The following is a 22,829-nucleotide window of genomic DNA, read 5'->3' on the forward strand; positions in this document are numbered from 1 at the left end:
AGGGCCGTATCGGGAGAAACACCAGCGTTTCGTGGATAGACCCGGCGATATGTCGGTGAGGAAGAAATTGGTATGTAGTGCGCAAAAGATTGTAAACTACACCAGATATAGTGGCACAGCCCGGGAACCAACCCAGGGATGGTGTCGCCAGGGTGGAAAGTTACAACCCCTTGCGCACTAAAAATTTGTACAAGGTGTCTGGCCTGGGGTTACTCGACCTTGAAGCGATTTACCCCCTGGGTTAAGCGCTGGATGCTTTGCTGGTTTTCCTGGCTGTTGTCGTTGACCTGGTGGATGGCTGTATTGATCTGGTTGGCTCCGGCGGACATTTCCTGCATACCCCCGGTTAGCTCCTGGGTGATGGCGGTGAGACGATGCATCCGCTGTTCCACTGAGGTGCTGGCCTGGTTCATGATTTGGGTTGTGTCCTTGACCTGGGTGGTAATGGCGTTTATCTGGGCAATGGCCTGAAGGACCTCTGATCCGGCGGCGTTCTGTTCATCCATGGCGTTTTTAATGACAGCCTCCTGGTCACGGACCGTCTTGGTGAGTTCAAAGGATTTATCAATGTCTGCCAGGGCCGAGCTGGTGGACTCGGAGGCCGTATCGATCAGGTCCTTTAGGCTGGCCAGGGTCGTGGCGATGGATTTTCCCTGGCTGTTGGATTCTTCAGCGAGCTTCCGGATTTCGCTGGCCACTACGGCGAATCCCCTGCCTGCTTCCCCGGCATGGGCTGCTTCAATTGCGGCGTTCATAGCGAGGAGGTTAGTCTGGCTGGAGATATCTTGAATAACCTTACTAGCCTGGAGCAGGGCTGCGGAGCTCCGGGATATCTCCTGTACCATGGTGTTTACCCGGTCCATTTGCTCGCGTTCAACCTGGGCGGAGTCCATGAGCTGGACCACCGATTCGTTATTGGAAGCTAACACCTGGGCCACTGACCGAATATTCGCGACCATCTCTTCAATGGAGGAGGATGATTGGGAAACATTCGCTGCCTGGGTTTCCGTGAGGGATCCTAATTCCTCAATCTTCGCCAGGAGCCTTGCTGTTTCATCCAGGGTTGCCTTGACCTCCGCATCCTGGGATGCAGCCTTGTCCCGCATACCCTCCACATTCGTCGAGATTTCGTTCATGGCGCTGGCTGTTTCATTCATGTTCACCGCCAGGTTGTCTCCAATCCTGTTCATGGCCAGGGTTTCTTGTTTGATCTGCCGAACCAGATCGCGGATGGTTGAGAAGGTGGTGTTAAACAGCTCAGCCATGCGGCCGACCTCATCGGAGCTGCGGACTGGCAGCTCCTTGGTCAGATCTCCCTGGCCTTGGGCGATGTCCTGGAGCATAGCGGTGGCAGCCCGGATGGGACGCACCAGGCCCCGGCTTACCAATACTCCGCCGAATATGGCAAGTAGGGTACCCGCTACAGAAATAAGAATCAGGAGGATGCGTTTAGAGGCGAGGCTGTCCGCCACATCGTTGATGTAGACACCGGTACCGATAATCCACTGCCAGGGACTAAAGCTCTGCACAAAGGAGAGTTTGGGTTCTATTCTGCCCTGATCATCGTAGTACTGCCATTGGTAGGGAACAAACCCTGATCCTTGGGTGCTTGCGACATCTGCCATCCTCTGGAAGAGGAATACGCCGTCGGGGTCCTGGATACCCGAGACGTCGGTACCGTTGAGATCGGGTCTGAAGGGATGCATGATCATTCGTGGACCGGAGTCGATAATCCAGTAATAATCCTGATCGTTCTCCCCGAAGGTCATCCCTTGGATGACGGACTTGGCGGCCTCTTGGGCGTCCGTGCGGTTGAGGGTTCCCTGCTGTTCCTGGCGGTGGTAAAACTCCAGAACATGGACGGCCACCTCCACCAGGTTCGTGGTGAGCTGTTCGCGATCCTCCATCATGGTTGATCCTAAAACCTGTGAGCTGCTAATTATCAGGACGAGATTTACGAGGAAGAGTAGTCCGGTCACGAGGGTAATTATTTTACCTTGTATGCCTAGTTTCAATGGGTGCCTCCGTGGTTACTTGGTAGCGCCGCCAATGGAAAATGGTACGGTCGTATGCGCGCTACATAATTAATTCTAAGAAAAATACCTAGGCCGCTGCAACTGATTTCTGAAGAGTGGGCGAAACAATGCAGCTGGCGCTATCTGCCTAGGCCGTATCCAACGGGTATTCTCGGTTGCACGGGGCTCAAAATCCCCATGGAGAAACTCCGTGGCATTCTCCGGCACCGGCTTGCCTCATGTTGCTTGACAATCCGGGGGTAGGTGATACTATTCCTGGCTATTATGAAAACGGGAAACCCACGAGCCGGACTGTCGACCAGCCTCGGCCTTATAATTGTCTGCATTCTTTTATTCGGTGTAGTTGCCGGCTGCACCACCCTAACCGAAGAGTCACCGGAGGGTATGCCGATTCCGGAGACCGAGGAGACTGCCGTCTCCGGGGAAGCCTCTGAGGAGGTGCCGGGGGAGGTACCAGGGGAAGCCTCTGAGGAGGACACGCCCGGGGTGGACTGGGAACAGAGATTCATCGAGGCGGTACGGTCCGGGGATATCGACCTGGCATTGACGCTCTACGAGAGTTCAGGTGCCGGGGATCCCTTATTGCTCGGTAGCCTGCTGATGGCCTCCGGAAGGGTGGCCAGGGCGGAGAATATGTTTACCCAGGTAACGGCTCAGGAGGAAGGGGCTGATAGGGTAGAAGCATTGTTTAACCTAGGTATGATCGCCTTGACCCGGAATGATCTGCCCAGGGCCGAAGAGTTTTTCATGGACACGGTGGAGCAGGAACCCGCCCACTCCCAGGCTCTTTCCGGCCTGGGAGTCATTGCCCTGGACCGGGGAAATACCGCCATCGCCATGGACCTCTTTACCCGCAGCCTGGAATCCGATCCGGAGAATGTGCAGGCCCTGCTCGGCCGAGCTCAGCTTTGGATGGAGAGGGAGCAGTTTACCCGGGCTGCAGGGGATTATTCTGCAGCCTTGGCCATTATGCCCGAGGCGGGGGAGGTATACGGTCTGCGGGCCCGTGCCCGGGCGCTGGATGGCGGCTTTTCCGGTGCCTTGGAGGATTATAACCGGGCTGTAAGCCTGGCTCCTGAGAATCCCTGGAACCTGTTGGATAGGGGCCGGTTGCTGCTTCGGGCCGGAAGGTTTGAAGAATCCCTGGAGGACTTTACCGCGCTTCTTGAGATGAACGATGGATTTGATCTTGCCCTGGTGTACCGGGCTCAGGCATTTGATTCTATGGGAAATACCGAAGCAGCCTTAGAGGATTACCGGCGCATTCTGGAGCTTCAGCCCGATTATACCGAGGTTTATGCCCCGGCTGGGGTAGCCTATTTCAAGACAAACCAGTTCGACGAGGCCGGTCGGCTGTTTGTTCGTGCGGCCGAGCAGCCCAATGGACGAAAGGAGCTGCTGCTTCTCGCTGCGCTGTCGGGGTACTACCAGGCCTACCAGGGAGAACAGCGGGATGCCCGGGGGGTACAACAGACGAACCGTCGGCTTGAGGAATGGGCGGCCCGGTTCGACCGTGAGGGGTTGTTTTATGCCATCGTCCGATATTTTCTTTCTCCGGGCTACGATGGGGCGGTAATTCAGGCTGTTCAGGGGCATACAAAACCCTTGGAGAGGGCCCAGGGGCAGGTGTATCTGGGGGCGTTTTTCCTTCTGGAGGGTAAAACCGCCACGGCACTTGCGCTTCTTTCTGAAATAGGGGAGACTGTTCTGGCCGGATTACCCGAGGGGAGACTGGCGCAATGGTTGGTACATGAATACACAAACGAGTAGGTTACAAGATTTAGTCCAGGTACTGGATAAAAAACGCCCGGTGGTGATTCAGGTCCACGATTTTCCGGATCATGATGCAGTCGCCGCGGGCTTTGCCCTGTCACGTCTCCTGGAAAACCGAGATTTCTCTGCGAGTCTCTGTTACTCCGGGAGAATTCAGAGCGCTAGCTTAGAGGAGGCTGTGGAAACCTTCAATATTCCCCTGGTTCCCAGCACATCCCTGGCAATAAATCAGAACACCCAGATTATTTTAGTGGATGGATTCATCGGCAATAAGAACGTCACCGAGCTTGAGGGTTCGGTGGTGGGGCTGATCGACCATCATAATCCCCCGGAAAAGCCGGAATGCCCATTCTTTGATATCCGACCCCACTACGGCTCCTGTTCAACCATGGTGTATGAGTATTTTCAGGAGTCGGGAGATGAGTTGTCCATAGAGGTTGCTACCTCCCTGCTTATGGGGTTGATGATGGATACCGCATTTATGACCCGGGGTGTTACCGAGCACGATATGAAGGCCTTCTCCGAACTGTTTTTTCTTGGAGACTGGGAACGCGGCAGCCGGATGCTAAAAAACAGCCTGTCGCTGATTGACCTAGGCGTATTCCGAGAGGCCATCAACAGCTGTGAGGTAGCCGGCGACTTTGCCTTTGTACCCATTCAGAAGGAGTGCAGCCCGGAGGTTACCGCCCTTACGGCTGATTTTTTCCTGGGCTTGCGGGAAATCCGGTTTGTAGTAGTACTGGTTCCCGACCGGGAGGAATACCGGATCTCCGTACGGAGTGAGGATCTCGAACGCCCCTCGGATGTCATCATCCGCAAGGCCCTGCGGGGTATAGGGTACGGCGGTGGACACGTACACATGGGCGGTGGAAATATACCCCGGGATCTGTTCCCGGGACAACAGACCCTGCGGAACCGATTTTTGGTGGCCCTAGGCATGGAGGAAAAGGAAGCAAGTGGATCAACAAGTGAATGAAACCGAGCCGGTGGAGGCTGTGGAGTCCCCGAATACCTCGGAACCCCAGGACTCCGATACTATAACCCGCGTCAGCCTGGGGGGCCGGGAGTATACAATCATCGGTACCGCGCATATCTCGTCGGAAAGCGTCCGGGAGGTGGATGAGCGCATCCGCGAAGAGAATCCCCACCGGGTTTGTGTGGAACTAGACCAGGGGCGTTACAATGCCTTGGTAAACGGTCAAAACTGGCAGAATCTGGATATATTTAAGGTTATCAAAGAGAAAAAGGCATTTTTACTCCTCGGAAACCTGGTGCTTTCGGCCTCTCAAAAGCGAATGGGCATGGATTTAGGAATCAAACCAGGCCAGGAGATGAAGGCTGCCATCTCTACTGCAGAGGAATTGGGGATACCTGTGAGTCTCTGCGACCGGGAGATTCAAACCACCCTGCGCAGGGCCTGGGGCTTAAGCGGCTTCTGGGGTAAGAATAAGCTCCTGGCGTCCCTCATTGCCGGGGCGTTCTCCACTGAGAAACTGTCCAACGAAGATTTGGAGAAAATGAAGCAGAAAAGTGCTCTGCACGGGATGCTTGAAGAGGTGGCAGAGTATCTACCCTCGGCAAAACGGGTGCTGATCGACGAGAGAGATGAGTACCTTGCTAAGAAGATCTTTGAATCCCCCGGAGAAGCCGAGACCCGAATACTAGCAGTGGTCGGAGCCGGGCATGTTCCGGGAATCCTCCGGCATCTTGAAGCCCTTCACGCCAAGACCCAGACACCTGATGTGTCGGAAATCGATTTTGTCCCCCCGCCCTCCCGGGTGGGGAAGTTGATTCCCTGGATTATTTCGGGGGTGATCATCGGTTTGATAGTCTGGGGATTTATCAGCGGAGGGGTCTCTCAGGGGCTTGAAAACTTCGGTGTGTGGGTGCTGGTGAACGGAGGGCTTGCCGCCCTGGGTGCCCTGGCGGCCTTGGGCCATCCCCTCACAGTGGTGCTGTCCTTTGCTGCTGCGCCGCTTACGAGTCTCAACCCCACCATCGGGGTCGGGTTTGTATCCGCCTTTATTGAGGCCTGGGTGCGTAAACCCCGAGTTCGGGATTTTGAGAGTTTACAAACCGATATCCTTAGTTTTAGGGGATTTTACCGCAACCGCATTACCCGGACGTTGTTGGTGTTTCTCTTTGCCACCCTGGGAAGCGCGGTAGGAACCTTCATCGGAATCCCCCTATTAATCCCCGGGTAAAGGAATGCAGCACCTGGTGCAGGGTGCACCCCTTGATGTTGTAGGAGATACCAAGATACTTATATAGTGCGCAAAAGGTTGTAAACAGCACCAGATATAGCGGTGCAACCTATAAGTCCACCCTTAGGTGGTGTCGCCGGGGTTAAAAGTTACAACCTTTTGCGCACTATCAGATACTTCGAATATGCGCGCACTGCCCTGAGCCCGGCGATAAGGCCGTCCTGGAGCCATCCCGGAGATCCTATTTCCTGGGTTAATCCTCATCCTGGCAGCCTCGGGTACCCGTGCTGCAGTCTTTTTCTAGGTCCTGGAGATGTACCGTTAACGCCTCGGCGGAGATGAAGAGTTCCCGGACCGAGAAGACCAGGCTCGTAGCCATAGCAAGCAGGCTCAGACCGAATACGATCCGTCCCAGGGTTTCCAGGGTTACAAAGAGCAGTACCATGGTAATGACGCAGAGCAGCAGGCTGGTTACACCCAGAATTTGTGTGGATTTAACCAGGGCAATCCGCCGCCGCAGATTGCTGATCTGGGCAAGAACCTTGGCATCGGGGCGGTGATGGTACCGGTCGTAGAGCTCCCGGATGAGGTTTGCCAGGGTGAGAAATCGGTTTGTATAGGCCAGCATGAGGAGGGAGAGGGCGGGGAAGAGAAGCCCCGGGGTCTCGAGGGTTAGTTGCATGGGTTACTCCTTCTTGATTGAAAGGGCCTGTTTCACCGCTTCCTGAATGGTTTTGACTTTTTTAGCGGCACCGGGATCGATACTGTGGATGAACCCCAGGTCCTTCGCGGCGGATACCCGCTGCTTATAGTGGCTGACCGGGCGCAGTTCCCCGGCAAGGCTCACCTCACCCGCCACCGCCAGCTGCCGGCTCAAGGCCTGCCCGGTCCGAGCGGACATAATAGCCAGGGCCAGAGGCAGCTCCACCCCCACCTCCTGAATCCGAATGCCCCCGGACACGTTCACGTAAATATCCTGGTCGCTCAACCGGATGCCCGCATGTTTCTCCAGGACCGCCGCAATCCTGCTTACCCGGCGGGCATCAATTTTATCCGAGTACACCCTGCCGTACCCCGCCTGGACGGGAACGGTCAGAGCCTGGATCTCTACCACCAGGATGCGTGATCCCTCAAAAATGGGAGCAGCCACCACCCCGGGGGGCAGGGGGGTATCCCGTTCCACGAGAAAGACCTTGGAGGGATCGGACAACTCTTCCAGTCCCTGGTCGCCCATGGTAAAGAGTCCCACCTCATCCACGCTCCCAAACCGGTTCTTCTGGGCCCGGAGAAAGCGGATATCGGAACCCGAGTGTTCAAAGAGAATGACCGCATCCACCATGTGTTCGATAACCTTCGGTCCGGCGATGCTGCCCTCTTTGGTAACATGGGCGATGAAAAACACCCCCGCCTGGTGGGACCGCGCCCATTCCGAGAGGGCGAACACCGAGAGTTTCATCTGGTTGACCGTTCCGGGGGCGGAGTCGATGTCCTGGGTAATGAGGGTTTGGATGGAGTCGATGATGATAATTCGGGGCTGGACCTGGTTCAGGACATCCTGAATATACTCTATCTGGGGGTTGCAAAACAGGAGCAGAGAAGCGGTATTCGTAATGCCCAGGCGTTCCGCCCGGAGCTTGAGCTGCTGGGCCCCCTCTTCACCGGAGACATAGAGTACCTGCCCGGCATGCTGGAATGCCCCCGCTGCCTGGAGCATCAGGGTGGATTTTCCGATGCCCGGCTCGCCGCCGATGAGCACGCTGGATCCCTCCATGAGCCCCCCGCCCAACACCCGGTCGAGCTCGCCTATGCCCGAGGCGAGGCGGGCCTGGGCCGGTTTCTGCACCGCCGCGAGACTCACCGGCTCATGAATTCCCTGGCCCTCCTGGTGGACCCCCGGGGCGTCGGTGCTAGGCACATGGGAATCACCCTGCCGGCTCCGGGAAATGTAGCCCCCGGCCCCGGCGAGGCTGCCCGAGGAACCCCGGGAACCCGATCGGCCTCCGGCGAGGGTCCCTCCGGGGGAAACCCGCATCTCCTTGAAGCTGTTCCACTCTCCGCAGCCCGGGCAGCGGCCAAGCCACTTCGGTTCCTCGTGGCCGCATTGTTTACACATGAAAACGTATTGGTTCTTTTTTGCCATATCTTCTTTCTATTGACTTATTTACAGTCTGTCTTTATTGTCGAATAATGGACCACAAGGACTACCGCCTGGCGGCGATCGTATTTACCGACATTGTCGGTTTTAGCCGAATGATGGAGCAGGATGAGTCGGGGACTATCCAGCTCCTGGAATACCACAACCAGCTTATCCGAAGCCGTACCGATGAGTTTAAGGGAAGCATCATTAAGACCATCGGCGATGCCTTCCTGGTGGACTTTACCAACACCGTGAACGCCGTCCGCTTTGCCGTGGCAGTCCAGGGCGATTTAGAACAGTATAACCAGGAACATCCGGAAAAGAAACTCATTCTCCGCATCGGAATCCACCTGGGGGATATTTATTTTTACGAAAACGATGCCCTGGGCGAGGGAATCAATATCGCCAGCCGCCTGCAGTCCCTGTGTAATCCCGGGCGTATCTGCATCAGTCAGGATGTGTACAACCTATCCCGGGGCAAGTTCGACGGCCCCGAGGTCCGGGAGCTCGGCGATGTTAAGCTCAAGAATATTACCCGGGAGATCCGGGCATACGAAATCCTGACTGCCGGTACCGGCGATCCTGTGCCGCACCATGAGTATGCTCCCAAGGCTTCGGATCAGGGTGATTCCAATGCCCGGCCGTCCAAACCCTCCCAGGCAGACAAGTCGTCTGCAGCTACCCCCCAAGGCCCTGCCACCAACCCCGACGGCACCGTGGACGAGGCCAAGCTCAAGGAGCTGGTGATCCTGGAGATCAAACGCGCCGGCCAGCGGCTGACCCCATCCCAGGTCCGAGGGTGGTTCGGTAACGGTCCCCTGCCCGAAGGATTGGATGCGGCCGTTACCATGTTATCCCGAAAGGGGTTTCTTGCCCCGGAATCCCAGAATCCCCGACCCCAGGGCCGCCGCGGAAGCGGTTCCGGGTACGAATACAGTTCCGGATCCCCCGGGGGCAGCGGTGGGCGTCCCTCCTCACCCGGCCAGGGAAGAGCCCAGGACGGGGAATTCGAAGAAGGGATCCGGGAGCTGAAGCGGGCTGCCAAGCTGGTCGGCCGGGAGATTCAGAATGCCTGGCGCGACCGGGACAGCTGGTTCGCCGACGATCCCCGGGGCCGGCGCCACCGCATACCACGGCACCGGGCGGACGGTGAGAACGACCGCCGGGATAAGGAGGTGGAGCGCCAGTGGGACCGGGTGCTGGAAACCACCGGCGATCCCCAGGACGAAGAACAGTACATAATCCAGGAGTACCGGAAGCAGACCGATATTAGTTTGAAGAAGAGCGAGACCGGCCTAAAGGGTCATCTTGCCTCCTACATAGGGGTTAACGGATTGTTAACCTTCATCTGGGCCACCACCACGGCTCCGGGATTTCCCTGGTTCCTGATCCCCGCCGCTGCCTGGGGTATCGGTATGCTCAGTCACATCGGAAGCATCCGCCGGCGGCGCCGGGAGAACGCCGAGCTCAAGGCCCTGCCGGGATTGAACAAGTTTCAGCTTCGCCTGCTCCGGAAACTCCATAAAAACCGAGAACGCTGGGGTGGTCACTTCCTCGGTTCCCTGGGAGCAAGCCTCTTTTTGGCCATGTTAAACCTCATTACATCGCCCATGGTTCCCTGGTCGGTATTTCCCATCGCGGGTATGGCCATTGGGATTTTTACCCACCTGCCGGGATTCAAAAGCAAGGAACACCAATTGCTGGCCGATCTTCGCGATCAGGGGGTTCCGGTACAGATGCTTATGGACCGCAAGGACCGAAAGAAGCTCCTGGGTATGGCCCGGGATATTCCGGAGAACGCCACCCCCCAGGAGGCGGAGGCAGAACGGATGCGGGCTGTTATCCTGGCCCAGCTTGGGTCGTTCAAGGGAAAAAATCCCCTAGGGGATGATTTTGAGGATCTGCTGAACGACTATGTAGATCAGATTCATAGCCTCAGCCAAAAGGACAGGGAAATCGATTCCCTCCTGGGTGATCTCTCTGTCCAGAGTCTGGATAGGGATAAGGCTGAGTTGATAAAACAGAGGGATCAAACCGACCATAAGGCCCTACGCGCCGAATACGAAAAATCCATTACCCAGATCGAGAAGCAGCAGAAGGCCTTTAATGACCTTGAGGCCGAGCGGCGGATGGTGAAGCTCAAGCTGTCGGGTGCTATGAATTCCCTGAGGCAGGTGCAGCTGGAGCTGGTACGCCTGAAGGGAACAGGAAGCCAAGAGCTTCCGGATCTGCGGGAACGATCTGGCCAGCTTAGTAGCTACCTCAGCGATATGCGTTCCGGCTATTCGGAACTGGAAAACAGCGACTTTGCTGAGCTTGAAAAATACCGGGATGAGCTGAAGAATGAAGGTTCTGATTTAGGCTGATTTTCCTCCGGCAGCTACACCCTCGCATGCGAGCCCTGCCTTGGGGTACACCTGCCCAGCATCAACCAAGGGCTGTGTAGCCGATTTCCGGGAGGTTGGTGAGTGAATGGCGGATCATTTTGTTTCGGTAATTTCCAAAGGAATACCCCAGGCGTCGCTGATTTGCCTTCCCAGCTGCTGGGCTTCATGGTAATCGGTGGTTTCGTCCAGAAAAACGAGGCCGGAATCGGCGACCAGGGAGGTTTTGCACAGGTATCTGCCGCCTGAGCGTAGGCCCCGTCCCGGTGCCGTGAGCTGAATGGCTAGAACCTGGAGCACCGGGGTGGTGCCCAATTCATGGTTTGTCCTTCGAAGGGGCAGTGGTCCGAGGCCGTGGGTTGTTTCCAGGGTATTGTCCGGGCCGAGACGGATCTGTTTCTTATACAGGCCTATACCCAGACAGACCAGGGTAAGGGCCAGGTAGAGCAGCGTACCCAAGGGATTCGCTGTTTCTGTAAGCGTATCCGCTCCGGTCCCTAGGGTAAGGGCAGCCAGGGGACCGGATACTAGCAGTACCCCCAGGGCAAAAAAAGTACCACGACGCAGAGGATTGGATTGGAGCTGAAAATCCCCCGAGGCAGTGTATCTGCCCCGGAGGGTCCGGTGAATTGCAATCATAGCGGTCTGTTCCTATCAGCCCTTGGGGGGATTATGGCAGGCGATCAGGTGACCGTTCTGGTTCTTCTCCAAAACCGGGGTTACCTTTGTACAGATGTCGGTCTTGTATAGGCACCGGGGATGGAAGGCACAGCCCGAGGGGGGATTCACCGGGCTCGGCACATCCCCTTCCAGGATAATCTCCTCTGATTGGTAATCCGGATCGGCTACCGGTACGGCGGAAAGCAGACTCTGGGCGTAGGGGTGCCGGGGGTTGGAGTAGAGCTGGGCCGATGAAGCCTTTTCTACGGCCTTCCCCAGGTACATAACCATCACGCGGTCGGAGATAAATTCCACCACCGAAAGATCGTGGGCAACAAACATAAAGGTTAGCCCGAAATCCTCCTGAAGGCTGATCAAGAGGTTTAAGATCTGTGCCTGAATGGATACATCCAGGGCGGATACCGGCTCATCGCAGACGACCACCTCAGGGGTAAGGGCCAGGGCTCTGGCGATGCAGATTCGTTGACGTTGTCCCCCGGAAAATTCATGGGGATAGCGGTTGGCTGCAGCCCGGGGTAAGCCAACCCGGTCCAAGAGCTCCATGACCCATTTGTCCAGGCTCATTCCCTTACTCATACCGAACTCCTTCGGCCCCTCGCCCACGATGTCTTTTACAATCATATGGGGGTTTAGGGATGCCCAGGGATCCTGGAAAATCATCTGCACCGATTTTCGTGCGGCTTTTAGGTGCTTAGGATCCATGGATAGGAGGTCGGTATTGGCTGTAGCGGCATCCGCATCAGCTTTGAGTTTTTTGATCTTAGACTTTAGGTGCCGGGCGGCCGAGGCCGTTCCTTGGGCTGCTTCCAGGGTGCGGAGCTCTGCCTCCAGGGCGATTCTCTGGGTATCCAGGGCGTCTACCTCATCAATAATACGTTGTTTTGGATGGAGATAGATGCGGCCCTCATCCGGTTCATACAGCCTGAGGATGCACCGGCCTACCGTTGTCTTTCCGCAGCCGGACTCTCCCACAACCCCCAGGGTTTCTCCCTTATACAGGTCGAAGGATACATCATCCACCGCCTTGAGGGTAAGGTTGTGGGTGGAGAACGCTCCCGCCTTCACAGGGAAGTACTTTTTCAGCCGTTGTATGGTTATAATTCGTTCGCTCACACCGTGCTCCCTGTTTTGGTATTTTTTTTCTCCCGCCGGTTAACTTCTCGGAGCCAGTTTTTTCCGCCGAGTTTTCCCAGCTCTTCCATACTGGTGATGGTGGCCTGGTCCCGCACCTCATCGCTGTACAAGAAGCATCGTACCTTGCGATTGTTTTCTATCTGAACCAGTTCCGGCTCTGCTTCCCAGCATTTTTTCATTGCCTTGGGGCACCGGGATGCAAACCGGCAGCCCTTGGGGAAGCGTTTGGGATCCGGTAGGGTGCCGGGAATCGTATAGAGGTGGCGCCGTTTGCCCTGGTCGTCCCGCTTGGCCTCGTTCAGCACGGGGATTGAACCCAGGAGGCCCTGGGTGTAGGGATGCAATGCTTTCCGAAAAATATCACGTACCGGGCTGTCTTCTACCACAACACCGGAGTACATCACGATGACCCGCTCGGTAAAACTGGCGATAACCGCCAGGTCATGGGTAATAAACATGGTCGCCATGTTTTTTTCCAGCTGAAGACTGCGCATGAGCCGGAGGATCTGGGCTTGAATGGTGACATCCAAGGCCGTGGTGGGTTCGTCCGCAATGAGGAGCTGGGGCTGGCAGGCCATGGCTATGGCTATCATGACCCGCTGGCGCAGGCCGCCGGATAGCTGGAAGGGATATTCTTTGAGGCGTTCATGGGGATCCGAGATTCCCACCATGGCCAGGAGATGGGCTGCCTCCGCCTCCGCCTCCTTGGGTGACATATCCCGGTGGAGCATGAGAACCTCAGCTATCTGAAATCCTATGGTGAACACCGGATTCAGGCTTGTCATGGGCTCTTGGAATATCATGGAAATGTCGTTGCCCCGGACCTTTCTCATGGCCTCTTGGTTTAGGGAGAGGAGATCTCGTCCCTGAAAATTGATGGATCCTCCAACAATTTTGCCGGGAGGATCGGGAACAAGCCCCATGATAGACATGGAGGTTTGGCTTTTACCGCAACCTGATTCCCCTACAATTCCCAGGGTTTCTCCCTGGGAGATGCTGAAGCTAACCCCGTCAACCGCCCGGACGGCGTATCCCGGGAGGAAGAAATAGGTTCGCAGATCCTGTATATCTAATAGTACATCACTCATAAGTTCCTCTTAATGTTTGCTTTTTGGATCCAAGGCGTCTCTGATCCCATCGCCGAAGAAGTTCCAAGCCAGAATCGACAGGAAGATAAAGAAACCCGGAATGAGGACCCAGGGAAAATCCCGGACCACCCGGAAGTTTCTTCCTACCGCCAGCATGAGTCCCCAGCTCGATTGGGGTTCGCTGATACCCAGTCCCAGCAGACTCAGAGCCGATTCACCCAGGATATAGCCCGGAATGCTCAGGGTAGACTGGATTATTACGTAGGAAAAGGTACTGGGTAATACGTGGCGGAGGATGATTTTAAACTGACTGAGCCCCATGGTTCTGGCGCTGAGTACAAAATCCTCGTTTTTAATGGAGAGTACCTGACCGCGAATGATACGGGCAACGTTCGACCAGCCGATAAAGCTGAGGATCAGCACGATAATCAAATACACCTGAACCGATGATAAATCGCTGGGCAGGGCTGCACGCAGGGCAAATAACAGGTAGAGCTGGGGGATGGAGATCAGTACCTCGGTAAACCGCATAAGAATATTATCAATCCAACCGCCGAAGTACCCGGCAAGACCGCCGATAAGCAGCCCCAAGATGATGGTAATCATTGCTCCAAGAATACCGACGCTCAGAGAAATCCGCGATCCGTGAAGCAGCCGGGAAGCCAGATCCCGTCCGGTGGCGTCGGTTCCTATGGGAAAGTAGCCCCCGGTTTCCGAACCGAAGAGGTGGGTCCGGGTAGGAATTCCGAAGAAACTGTAGATGATTCCTTGGTTGAAGAACCGGAGAAAGTTTTTGTTCCCCTTGGCTAACAATATCTGCCGCGGGATCTGTTGTCCCCCTTCGGTGGTTGACGGGCCGAGATCTACTAACCGCCTGGCATCCGGATCCGGATCATGTTCCAGATCCTGAAGCGCCTCCCGGAGGATGGAAACCGCCGGGTCCGAGGTTCCAAGGCGGTATTGGCGCGTTACAGCCAGGAGCACAGAGGAGGCCCGGCGGGCTTGGCTATCCTCGTCAGCCACCACCCGGAGGCCGTTAACCCCCACTCGGGATTCTCGGGATATGGCCCGGATGGTATGTTCGGGCACGGGTTCATAGGTGCGCAGGGCAATGTTGGTTATCTTGTACTCATACGTAAAGGGTTTGAACTGCCGCCCTTGGGGACCATCGTACATGAGCTGAATATCCGAGGGTTGGTGATAGGGCTTGGTTTTATCTCCCCAAGTCATGGTGTAGGGTGAAATAAAATCCGCGAAAAGCGCGCCTAAATACAGTACCAGAAGGATAACCAAGCCGATCTTGCCTAGGCTGTGTTTCCGGAACCGGCGGATGTAGTGTGACCAGAGGGATTCGGGTTTTTCTGTAATGCCCTCTCGGAGCAAAGTTTCGTTGGTTGTGCTCATAGCTGTTACTCCTTAGGCGATTCTGACCCGGGGGTCAACCACGGCAAGCAGGATATCGGCGATGAGGTTTCCGACAACCAGCAGCACCGAACTGTACAGAAGACTGCCTACTACCAGATACAGGTCCTGACTCGTGATGGCCGATAGAATCAGGCTGCCCAAACCGGGCCAGGATAGAACGACCTCGGTCAGCGCCGCACCGGACATAACGTTGGCAATCTGAAATCCCAGGATGGTTATCATGGGATTGATGGCGTTCCGCAGGGCATGTCGGTATACTACGACCCGTTCACTCTGCCCCTTGGCCCGGGCGGTTACGATGTATTGCTGGTTCATTATGTCCAGCATATTTGCCCGCATGATCCTGGTAAGGGTTGCCATACCAGCGGTACCCAAGACTATTACCGGGAGTATCATGTGCCGTGCTACATCGAAAAATCTCCCCACGGCACTGAGACTCCCATGGTCTATACTCATCATTCCCGCGATAGGAAGCCATGTGCCCGGAGGGGTGGATGTAGTGGTAATGACGTACTGGAGTAGAAAGGCCAGGAAGAAGTTCGGTATAGCAAGACCGAAGAAGGCAAACACAGAAATTACCTGGTCCTGCCATTTATACTGTTTTGTCGCTGCGATTATTCCCATGGGGATGCTCATGCCCCAGGAAAAAATGAGGGCAGTCATGCTCAGCAGGATGGTGTTGAAGGCCCGTTGGCTCACCAGAGCAAATACCGGCGCCCGGAAGGTAATGGATAAGCCGAAGTTTCCCCGGATGGCGTTCCAGAGATAGAGAACGAACTGAATAAACCAGTGTTGATCCAAACCGAATTGTCTGCGGAAGGTTTCTAGATCGCCCTGGTTCATATCGGGCCGCAGCTGCATCTGGGTGAACATATCCCCGGGTGCTAACTGGATGAGCAGGAATCCGATAGCCAGAACGGCTAACACGATGGGTATCATATGTAGGAGCCGCCTGAGGATAAACCGGAGCATGGCTTGGCTTATCCACAGAAGCCGGACCAACCAAAACAGAATTTCGGTAATAACGATTGCCCCTAGCCAGGATGTGCCCGTGGCAATGAGGAACACCGCAAACAGTACATCCAGGATAAAGGTCAGACGCCAGTCGATACGATTCAGTATATTCATAGATCGTCCTTATAAAACATGAGGTCGGAAGCAGCCTGAGGCAGCGCTTCCGGTTTTACCTGGAGAGCCCGGACGCATGGTGTCCAGCGGGTTGTCCAGGTAAAACCGCCGGCCCCGAAGGGCCGGCGTAGTAATGCAGATTCTTATTTTACATAGAGTCGGGCGGTAAGACCTTCCCAGTCATAATCTTCTGTGGGGTGTGGTTTTACGTTACCCAGTTTGCTGTTGTAGGCCTCCAGCACGAGCAGGTTGTAGGTGTACACCCAGGGCAGCTCATCGGCCCAGATCCGCTGGATCTTTTCGTAACCGCTGATGCGCTGAGCTTCTTGTACGGTGTTATTGGCCTCAATCCATGCCTCATCCACGGCCTTTTCCCAGTCGCGCCGGGGACTTTCCTGGTTCGGCTCGATCATGTGCAGGTTCCCGTAGGAGGGATACACATTGGCGCCGGATATGGGGTCGATGGAACCGGTAAGTCCGATAAGAATCAGGTTCCAGTCATAGGTTTCGGTAAGCTGGCCTACCAGAACATTGAAGTCGATGGGACGGAAATTCAACCGGATTCCCACATCTGCAGCTTCCTGGGCGATGGCCGTACCGATGGCTTCCCGGGTTCTGTTGCCGGAGTTGGTAATGAATTCCAGGGATATGGTATTCCCGTCGGGATCTTCCCTCCAGCCGTCCCCATCTCTATCGGTGTAGCCAATTTCGTCCAAGAGTTCGGCAGCCCGGATGGGATCATAGTGGGGGGCCGCATCGTCAACCCCATCCCAGTAGTAGGGACTAAACCGGGGAACGAAGCTGTATTGGGGATACCCGAAACCGAATTCAATGTTGTTGATCAAGGATTCCCGGTCAATCAGGTGAGCGATGGCGGTCCGGAAGGTTTTGTTGGAGAGCCAGGTCAACTGGGGCTCGGAGATTCCCAAATCATCGGGTCCTTCAATGGGATTCTGATTGAAGGTAATGAAGTTGGTTGCGGTAGCCGGGCCGACCTCGTAGATATTAAAGCCTACCTGATCCTTAGCGTCTACCAGGGTGGAGTAGTCCTGACCACGGGCAACGTAGAAGTCTGTCTGTCCGGAGATGAACTGCTGAAGCTGGGTATCCTGATCGGGGGTATAGATGTATACCATTTCGTTCAGGTAGGGCAGTCGGGTGCCGTTGGCATCCTTCTCCCAGTAGAGGGGGTTCGGTTTGAAGGTGGTCCGCTGAGCGGGAACATGTTCGGAGATAACCCAGGGGCCTGAGCTTGGAATCTCAGTGGGATCCGAATCAACACCCCAAAGGGTGTTTACCGCGTCGGCACCGCCCTCATCGTAGAGGGGGCCAACGATGTGCATGGGCAGGCTGTATACGTTGAGCATATTCATGACACCGGCGTATACGGTGTCCAGGGTTACCTTCAGGGTATACTCATCGATGAGTTCCCATTTGGAAGGAACACCATTTACCGTTAGAGAATCCCGGGTGGAAGTCTGAATATTTTCATCGTAGATAATCTTATTTACGGTTTCTACCCAGTCCCGGGCGGTAACGGGTTCTCCGTCGGACCATTGCATACCGCGGCGAACCTTTACGGTGATGGACTTCTGATCATCCGAGAAGGTCCAGCTTTCAGCTGCTGCGCCCTCCCATTCCAGAGTCATCTGATTTCTCCGGGTCAGGGGCGTAAACAGCCGTTCGGTAACATCCGTTGAGCTGGTTTCTTCTGCCAGGGCGAAGTTGAAGGTCTTGGGTCCAGCGCCAAGCTGGGAAATTACAAGCCGTCCACCTTTTTTTCCGATTTCCCATCCCTCATGGACGGGTATGGTAAGCCCGGGTGCGACGGGCTGACGTGTCTGGGCAACTTCCTCCCTGGGTGCCTCCTCAGCTACTTCCTCGGTCTGGGTGGGACCTTGGGGTGCGGGTTCTGAGGAACCGCCTGCAAATACAGGGGTCAGAACCATGAGCGCAATAAGCGCGAAAAGGAAAAACCTATTCATCATAGCCTCCTTTGAATTGTCTATCTATTCACTGTATTACGATCCAGGCGTTCCTGCAATATTTTTGGATAGAAAATTTACCATTGTGTTAGAAATGAAAAAAGAGACTACAAAAACGTAAGAAAACGCCCGGACTAAGGCATCCGGGCGTTCGAGGATCTTCCGCATCAGACGCTTATGCAAGAGTTTTCCAAAATTGCGAAACAGTTTTGGAAAACGGGGCGGCGGGCAAGCCCGCCAGCTGTCCTGCGTTGCTTCGCAACTTCGGACAACTGACGGGTATCCACCATGTCTCGGTCAAGCCTGCTGCTTGCCCAAGCCGCTGCGGATACCCACCGCCCCGTTGTAGGAGTGCCGGCTGCCCATGTCCTGGGGTACCGGCGCTATGTGGAAGACGGCTCATTCAGGGATGAATGAGCCGCGGCGATATTACTCGACAATATCCAGGAGTTCGATCTCAAAGTAGAGGTATGCTCCCGGTGGGATGACCCCGCCTGCTCCCTGATCGCCGTAGGCGAACTCCGGGGGAAGAACGAAGATACGTTTCTCGCCGACCTTCATCTGGGGCACCATGATGTCCCAGCCGGGGATCAGCCGTCCTACTCCGATGGGGAATTCTGCTGGGCCGCGCTGCTGGCTGGTGTCGAATACTCGGCCGTCTAAAAAGGCCCCGGTGTAATGAACGCGGACAGTCTGGCCGGGGTCTGGAGAGCTGCCGCTTCCTTCCTGGGTGATCTTGTAGCGGATACCGTTGGAATCCACCTGGGCATCGGGAATAATGGCTTCGGCACGTTTACGGTCCGCCTCCTGCTGTTCCTGCTGGTAGGCTGCCTGGCGCTCCGCAGCATTTTGAAGTTCCTGATCGAATAGCTCCTGGGTAACCTGGAAGTTTTCGGCCGCCTCGCCCTTCCGGATAATCTCCAGGGTATTGATGGAATCGCCCTGTTCAATGGCGTTTACGACATCCATGCCTTCCACTACGCGGCCGAAAACGGAGTGTTTGTCATCCAGCCAGGGAGTCGGCACATGGGTTATAAAGAACTGAGATCCGTTGGTATTCGGACCGGAATTCGCCATAGAGAGAATTCCCGGCTGGTCATGGCGGAGCTGGCTGTGGAACTCATCGGGAAACCGGTAGCCCGGTCCGCCAGTTCCATTTCCCTTGGGGTCTCCCCCTTGGATCATGAAGTCGTCGATGACCCGGTGAAAGGTGAGTCCGTCATAGAAGGGCTGCCCCTTTTTGGCATCCGTATCGAGGGATCCTTCGGCGAGCCCCACAAAATTCATAACGGTAACGGGGGTTTTTTCGAATTCCAGTGAGAGCAGGATGTCTCCCTTGGTTGTATCCATTCTTGCATATAGGCCGTCTGGATGTTGTGACATATCAAAGCCTCCTTCCGCGCATCCCAGCACGGTTGTTGCGAGGAGGAAGATGGCTGCATGTATTGCCAACCGCCATCCTTTCCGGATGTTTATCATTCTTATGTCTCCTCTAGTATGAAAATAGTGCGGGCAGTCTACCATAGGGGGATGGGGGGTTCAAGTTTCATTTCTGCGGTAATGCCGCGCCTCGGCAAGCAATTGACGGACACCTTCTATGCGGATGGGTTTTTGAAGGACCCCCTGGATGGCTGATAGGCCTGGATCGTCCTTGGTATTGAACTGGCTCGGATCGTGGCCCGAGAGAAGGTAGAGCAGGGCCGGGGACCGTTTGAGGAGGGTTTCGAGGGTTCGGATTTCTTGGGCTGTCTCAACCCCCGAATATCCGGGCATTTGGTAGTCAATGATGGCGAGGTCGATGGGCTGCTGTTTGAAGATATCCACGGCCTCTCTGCCGGAAGCCGCAACATAGGGGGTAGCTCCGTAGCGGGTGACCATCCGTTCCAGTATCCGCCGGTTGCCGGGATTATCGTCCACGATGAGGACCCGGAGAATGGATTGGCTTTCCAGGTCGAAGAGTTCGGTCTGGTTTGAGCCGGCGAGGTGCTGCAAGGATGCGGTTTGTTCGCCTAGGGGCAGATACACGGTAAACACCGAGCCGGTTCCGGGGGTGCTGGAAACGGTGATGCTGCCTCCTAAAAGCTGAACCAGTTCTTTGGTGATTGCGAGGCCTAAACCGGTGCCGCTGGGGGTGCTGCGCTGCTGACGGGCATGGGAATCACCATAAAATTGAGAATACTTTTCGAAGATTTGACTCAATTGCTCGGGTGGGATTCCCGGTCCGGTGTCGCTGATCCGGAAGGAGAGGGTGGGCTCTGGGAAGTCGGCTGAGACGGGCTCCCGGTGGATTTCCAGGGCGACCTGACCCCGGTGGGTGAATTTGACGCCGTTTCCCATGAGGTTGAAGAGGATTTGCATCAGGCGGCCTTGGTCCCCGGTGATGAAGCGTGGGACTCTGGGATGAATCCGTGCGGATACCTGGATATCCGCTCCCGAGGCTGAGTGGGAGACGGTTTGGAGGACCAGATCGATGGTTTTTTTGAGGTCGAAGGATCGGGATTCGGGGATGAGTTTTCCTGCTTCTATCTTCGAGAGGTCCAGGATGTTGTTTATCAGGGTAAGGAGGGCCTCGGCGTTGTTTTGAATGCCCTGGGCGTATTCATGCTGGTCTTGGGTGGGTTTGGATTCGATGATCAGTCCGGCCATTCCCAGAATACCGTTCAGGGGGGTTCGCAGCTCGTGGCTCATTCCGGCGAAGAATTCCTGTTGGGATGTTTTCGTTTTTTCAAGTCGGTCCCGCTGGCGGCGGAGCATGTTTTGGTATCCCAGGACCCGGAGGTATCGCATACGGTTGGAATCGATGAGGGAGGCGATGATCAGTCCCTGGAGGGCCAGGATGGCGCAGGAGAAGACAAAGAGGAATATCCACTGGGGCTCCCGGGGAAGTTGCTCACTCCGGGAGAGGTAGGAGAGCACCAGTCCGAAGGATAGGCCCCCGGTTATCCCTGCCGTGATGCTCAAGGATGATCGGAGGAGCAGGCTTGGTAAAAGGAGAAAGGGGGGAATAAACAGGTACAGGATGATGAGCCGGGGGATTTCGGCAGGCAGCAATAGCCCGAGGCTGGCAATGAGTATGATGTCTATGCTGAGAAAGGGATGAAAGAGGCTTCCCGGGAATTCACGGTTTTTACGGTGACGCAAATAGCAGATGATGGGCATGATGGGCAGGTAGATCAGCATGCCGAGGGCGTAGATGATCCGTTGGGTTGTATACGGATCGGGCAGGGGTAGACGGCGGTACCAGAATACTAGCTCATAGAGGAACAGCCCGGCAAAAATGAGGAGTCTGACACGCTGCATCCGTAATTCTGATTTTCGCCTGTCGTCGGGATCCAGGACGTTGCTGTTGGAAAGAAACCGGCGGATACGGGAGTTCATGGTGTAAGTGTAGCCTAGTGGACAAAACAATGTAACATGTTCCTTGGACGCACTAGGCAATGGGTCGGGCAGGTTAACAAACCCAGTCGTGGTAGGCCCTGTCGTCCCAGACCGCGGCCCAAAAAAGGCCCCCGGTCTCTGAGAACCGGGGGCTGATACTGGGTATCTTGAAGGGGTATATAGTGCGCAAAAGCTTGTAACATTGCACCTCGGAGACACAACCCATGGGTGGGATTATAAACTGCTCCGCTATATCTGATGTCGTTTACAACCTTTTGCGCACAATGGAAGGGTTAGCGGGTAAGCACCCGGGTCATGAGAATGCCCTCGATGGAGCGGATTCTCCCCAGCGCGGCATCGCTGATGGTCCCGTCCAGGTCGATGATGTTATATGCAACCTCGCCCCTATGTTTATTGATCATATCGGCGATGTTGATGCTTTCCTCGGCGAGGATGGTGGTAATCTGTCCGACCATGTTGGGGATGTTCTTGTTGGCGATGAGAAGCCGGGTATTTCCGGTGAAATCCATCTGGCAGTCGGGGAAGTTTACGGAGTTTTTGATGTTTCCGGTCTCAAGGAACATCGCAAGCTCCTGAGCGGCCATGATGGCACAGTTTTCCTCTGCCTCGGGGGTTGATGCGCCAAGGTGAGGGATGGGTATGACCCCGTCCACACCGAGTAGTTCGTCGGATGGGAAATCGGTGACATAGGCTGAAACCTTGCCGGCTTCTATGGCCCGGATGACAGCCTGGTTATCGACGAGTTCGCCCCTGGCAAAGTTCAGAAGGCGTAATCCGCTTTTTGCCTTGTTCAGAAGGGCGTCGTTTACCATGTGTTTGGTAGAGTCCAAGAGGGGAACGTGGATGGTGAGAAAATCCGCATCGGCAATGCAGGCCTCGAGGCTGTTTGCCCGTTTTACGGCCCGGCTCAAACCCCATGCGCTCTCTACGCTGATGTAGGGGTCAAATCCGTAGACCTCCATACCCAGGGCTACAGCTGCATTGGCTACCATGACGCCGATAGCTCCCAGGCCGACTACGGCCAGACGCTTTCCGAGAATCTCGGGGCCGGCGAAATTCTTTTTTCCCTTTTCGACCAACTTACCCACCTCGGCGCCTTTTCCTTTGAGGGTTTGGCTCCAGGTTATGGAATCGTGGATCTTTCTGCTGGAGATGAGCATGCCGGTGAGCACCAGTTCTTTTACTGAATTGGCGTTTGCCCCGGGGGTGTTAAATACAACAATTCCCTTCTGGGTGCAGACATCCAGGGGAATATTGTTCACCCCTGCGCCTGCACGCGCCACCGCTTTCAGGCTCTCGGACATTTCCATGTCATGCATCTTGAATGAGCGCAGGATAATACCGTCCGGATCCGTGGCATCGCTGCTGATCTGGTAGCGATCCTTGGGTAACAGGGATAGTCCCTTATCGCTTATCTCGTTGAGTGTTTGGATGGTGTACATCATCGTCTCCTTT

17 protein-coding genes are annotated in these 22,829 nt (G+C 55.5%); 5 read left to right on the forward strand and 12 right to left on the reverse strand.

The annotated features are described in order from the left end of the window. Positions 1 to 209: 209 nt before the first annotated feature. Positions 210 to 2,015: a methyl-accepting chemotaxis protein gene (locus DC28_RS09510; protein ID WP_052078717.1), complete on the reverse strand. Its 1,806-nt coding sequence runs from the start codon at positions 2,013 to 2,015 to the stop codon at positions 210 to 212. A 285-nt stretch (positions 2,016 to 2,300) separates the two neighbouring features. Between DC28_RS09510 and DC28_RS09515 the strand changes: the two genes are divergently transcribed. From DC28_RS09515 to DC28_RS09525, 3 genes are read left to right on the forward strand one after another with little or no spacing between them, the layout of a single operon-like run. After that, positions 2,301 to 3,806, forward strand: coding sequence for a tetratricopeptide repeat protein (locus tag DC28_RS09515; protein WP_037548021.1), 1,506 nt, complete (start codon positions 2,301 to 2,303; stop codon positions 3,804 to 3,806). Further along, positions 3,787 to 4,785, forward strand: a complete 999-nt coding sequence (locus tag DC28_RS09520; protein WP_052078718.1) for a DHH family phosphoesterase — start codon at positions 3,787 to 3,789, stop codon at positions 4,783 to 4,785. Before DC28_RS09515 ends, DC28_RS09520 begins: the two co-directional genes overlap by 20 nt. Further along, the gene (locus DC28_RS09525) at positions 4,766 to 6,013 is read left to right on the forward strand and encodes a TraB/GumN family protein (protein ID WP_408020232.1); all 1,248 of its coding nucleotides are present in this window, start codon (positions 4,766 to 4,768) and stop codon (positions 6,011 to 6,013) included. The genes DC28_RS09520 and DC28_RS09525 overlap by 20 nt, the downstream gene beginning before the upstream one ends. A 253-nt stretch (positions 6,014 to 6,266) precedes the next feature. Here DC28_RS09525 and DC28_RS09530 read toward each other — a convergent pair whose 3' ends face one another. Both DC28_RS09530 and radA read right to left on the reverse strand, forming a co-directional pair. Beyond that, positions 6,267 to 6,695 carry a DUF2721 domain-containing protein gene (locus DC28_RS09530; protein ID WP_037548022.1) on the reverse strand — a complete coding sequence of 143 codons (429 nt, stop codon included), beginning with the start codon at positions 6,693 to 6,695 and terminating at the stop codon, positions 6,267 to 6,269. A gap of 3 nt (positions 6,696 to 6,698) precedes the next feature. Next, on the reverse strand, positions 6,699 to 8,153 hold the full coding sequence (gene radA / locus DC28_RS09535; protein ID WP_037548023.1) for a DNA repair protein RadA: 1,455 nt from the start codon (positions 8,151 to 8,153) through the stop codon (positions 6,699 to 6,701). Positions 8,154 to 8,200: 47 nt separating this feature from the next. Here radA and DC28_RS15605 point away from each other — a divergent pair, with 47 nt between their 5' ends. Next, complete coding sequence (locus DC28_RS15605; RefSeq protein ID WP_052078719.1) at positions 8,201 to 10,516, forward strand: adenylate/guanylate cyclase domain-containing protein; 2,316 nt, start codon at positions 8,201 to 8,203, stop codon at positions 10,514 to 10,516. A 114-nt stretch (positions 10,517 to 10,630) separates the two neighbouring features. Here the strand turns inward: DC28_RS15605 and DC28_RS09545 are convergent, their stop codons facing one another. From DC28_RS09545 to DC28_RS09570, 6 genes are all read right to left on the reverse strand, one after another. Beyond that, positions 10,631 to 11,173, reverse strand: coding sequence for a hypothetical protein (locus tag DC28_RS09545; RefSeq protein WP_037548024.1), 543 nt, complete (start codon positions 11,171 to 11,173; stop codon positions 10,631 to 10,633). 15 nt (positions 11,174 to 11,188) lie between these two features. Further along, positions 11,189 to 12,328, reverse strand: coding sequence for an ABC transporter ATP-binding protein (locus DC28_RS09550; protein ID WP_037548025.1), 1,140 nt, complete (start codon positions 12,326 to 12,328; stop codon positions 11,189 to 11,191). Beyond that, positions 12,325 to 13,437, reverse strand: a complete 1,113-nt coding sequence (locus DC28_RS09555; protein WP_081942108.1) for an ABC transporter ATP-binding protein — start codon at positions 13,435 to 13,437, stop codon at positions 12,325 to 12,327. The genes DC28_RS09550 and DC28_RS09555 overlap by 4 nt, the downstream gene beginning before the upstream one ends. Before the next feature lie 9 nt (positions 13,438 to 13,446). Continuing rightward, positions 13,447 to 14,841, reverse strand: a complete 1,395-nt coding sequence (locus DC28_RS15610; RefSeq protein ID WP_052078720.1) for an ABC transporter permease — start codon at positions 14,839 to 14,841, stop codon at positions 13,447 to 13,449. Between the two features lie 12 nt (positions 14,842 to 14,853). Next, a complete protein-coding gene (locus DC28_RS09565) occupies positions 14,854 to 15,990 on the reverse strand; it encodes an ABC transporter permease (protein ID WP_052078721.1) in 1,137 nt (378 codons plus the stop codon). A 143-nt stretch (positions 15,991 to 16,133) separates the two neighbouring features. Continuing rightward, complete coding sequence (locus DC28_RS09570; RefSeq protein ID WP_037548026.1) at positions 16,134 to 17,975, reverse strand: ABC transporter substrate-binding protein; 1,842 nt, start codon at positions 17,973 to 17,975, stop codon at positions 16,134 to 16,136. 288 nt (positions 17,976 to 18,263) lie between these two features. On the opposite strand from DC28_RS09570, the gene DC28_RS16850 reads away from it, so the two are divergent. Beyond that, on the forward strand, positions 18,264 to 18,392 hold the full coding sequence (locus DC28_RS16850) for a hypothetical protein (protein ID WP_280938012.1): 129 nt from the start codon (positions 18,264 to 18,266) through the stop codon (positions 18,390 to 18,392). 12 nt (positions 18,393 to 18,404) lie between these two features. On the opposite strand, the gene DC28_RS09575 is transcribed toward DC28_RS16850, so the two are convergent. The 3 genes from DC28_RS09575 to DC28_RS09585 form a co-directional block, all read right to left on the reverse strand. Further along, positions 18,405 to 19,445, reverse strand: a complete 1,041-nt coding sequence (locus DC28_RS09575) for a peptidylprolyl isomerase (RefSeq protein ID WP_408020233.1) — start codon at positions 19,443 to 19,445, stop codon at positions 18,405 to 18,407. A 69-nt stretch (positions 19,446 to 19,514) separates the two neighbouring features. Continuing rightward, positions 19,515 to 21,353 carry an ATP-binding protein gene (locus DC28_RS15615; protein ID WP_052078722.1) on the reverse strand — a complete coding sequence of 613 codons (1,839 nt, stop codon included), beginning with the start codon at positions 21,351 to 21,353 and terminating at the stop codon, positions 19,515 to 19,517. Positions 21,354 to 21,646: 293 nt separating this feature from the next. Further along, positions 21,647 to 22,819, reverse strand: a complete 1,173-nt coding sequence (locus DC28_RS09585; RefSeq protein ID WP_342585333.1) for a phosphoglycerate dehydrogenase — start codon at positions 22,817 to 22,819, stop codon at positions 21,647 to 21,649. Between the last annotated feature and the right edge of the window lie 10 nt (positions 22,820 to 22,829).

Origin of the sequence: Spirochaeta lutea (assembly GCF_000758165.1) — a bacterium.
Lineage (GTDB): Bacteria > Spirochaetota > Spirochaetia > DSM-27196 > Salinispiraceae > Spirochaeta_D > Spirochaeta_D lutea.

Bases quoted from the DNA above. Each gene is read 5' to 3' on its own strand.
- DC28_RS09555 (WP_081942108.1), bottom strand. From the start codon at position 13,437: ATGAGTGATGTACTATTAGATATACAGGATCTGCGAACCTATTTCTTC.
- DC28_RS09585 (WP_342585333.1), bottom strand. From the start codon at position 22,819: ATGATGTACACCATCCAAACACTCAACGAGATAAGCGATAAGGGACTA.
- radA (WP_037548023.1), bottom strand. From the start codon at position 8,153: ATGGCAAAAAAGAACCAATACGTTTTCATGTGTAAACAATGCGGCCAC.
- DC28_RS15615 (WP_052078722.1), bottom strand. From the start codon at position 21,353: ATGAACTCCCGTATCCGCCGGTTTCTTTCCAACAGCAACGTCCTGGAT.
- DC28_RS15605 (WP_052078719.1), top strand. From the start codon at position 8,201: ATGGACCACAAGGACTACCGCCTGGCGGCGATCGTATTTACCGACATT.
- DC28_RS15610 (WP_052078720.1), bottom strand. From the start codon at position 14,841: ATGAGCACAACCAACGAAACTTTGCTCCGAGAGGGCATTACAGAAAAA.
- DC28_RS09520 (WP_052078718.1), top strand. From the start codon at position 3,787: ATGAATACACAAACGAGTAGGTTACAAGATTTAGTCCAGGTACTGGAT.
- DC28_RS16850 (WP_280938012.1), top strand. From the start codon at position 18,264: ATGTCTCGGTCAAGCCTGCTGCTTGCCCAAGCCGCTGCGGATACCCAC.
- DC28_RS09565 (WP_052078721.1), bottom strand. From the start codon at position 15,990: ATGAATATACTGAATCGTATCGACTGGCGTCTGACCTTTATCCTGGAT.
- DC28_RS09530 (WP_037548022.1), bottom strand. From the start codon at position 6,695: ATGCAACTAACCCTCGAGACCCCGGGGCTTCTCTTCCCCGCCCTCTCC.
- DC28_RS09570 (WP_037548026.1), bottom strand. From the start codon at position 17,975: ATGAATAGGTTTTTCCTTTTCGCGCTTATTGCGCTCATGGTTCTGACC.
- DC28_RS09515 (WP_037548021.1), top strand. From the start codon at position 2,301: ATGAAAACGGGAAACCCACGAGCCGGACTGTCGACCAGCCTCGGCCTT.
- DC28_RS09545 (WP_037548024.1), bottom strand. From the start codon at position 11,173: ATGATTGCAATTCACCGGACCCTCCGGGGCAGATACACTGCCTCGGGG.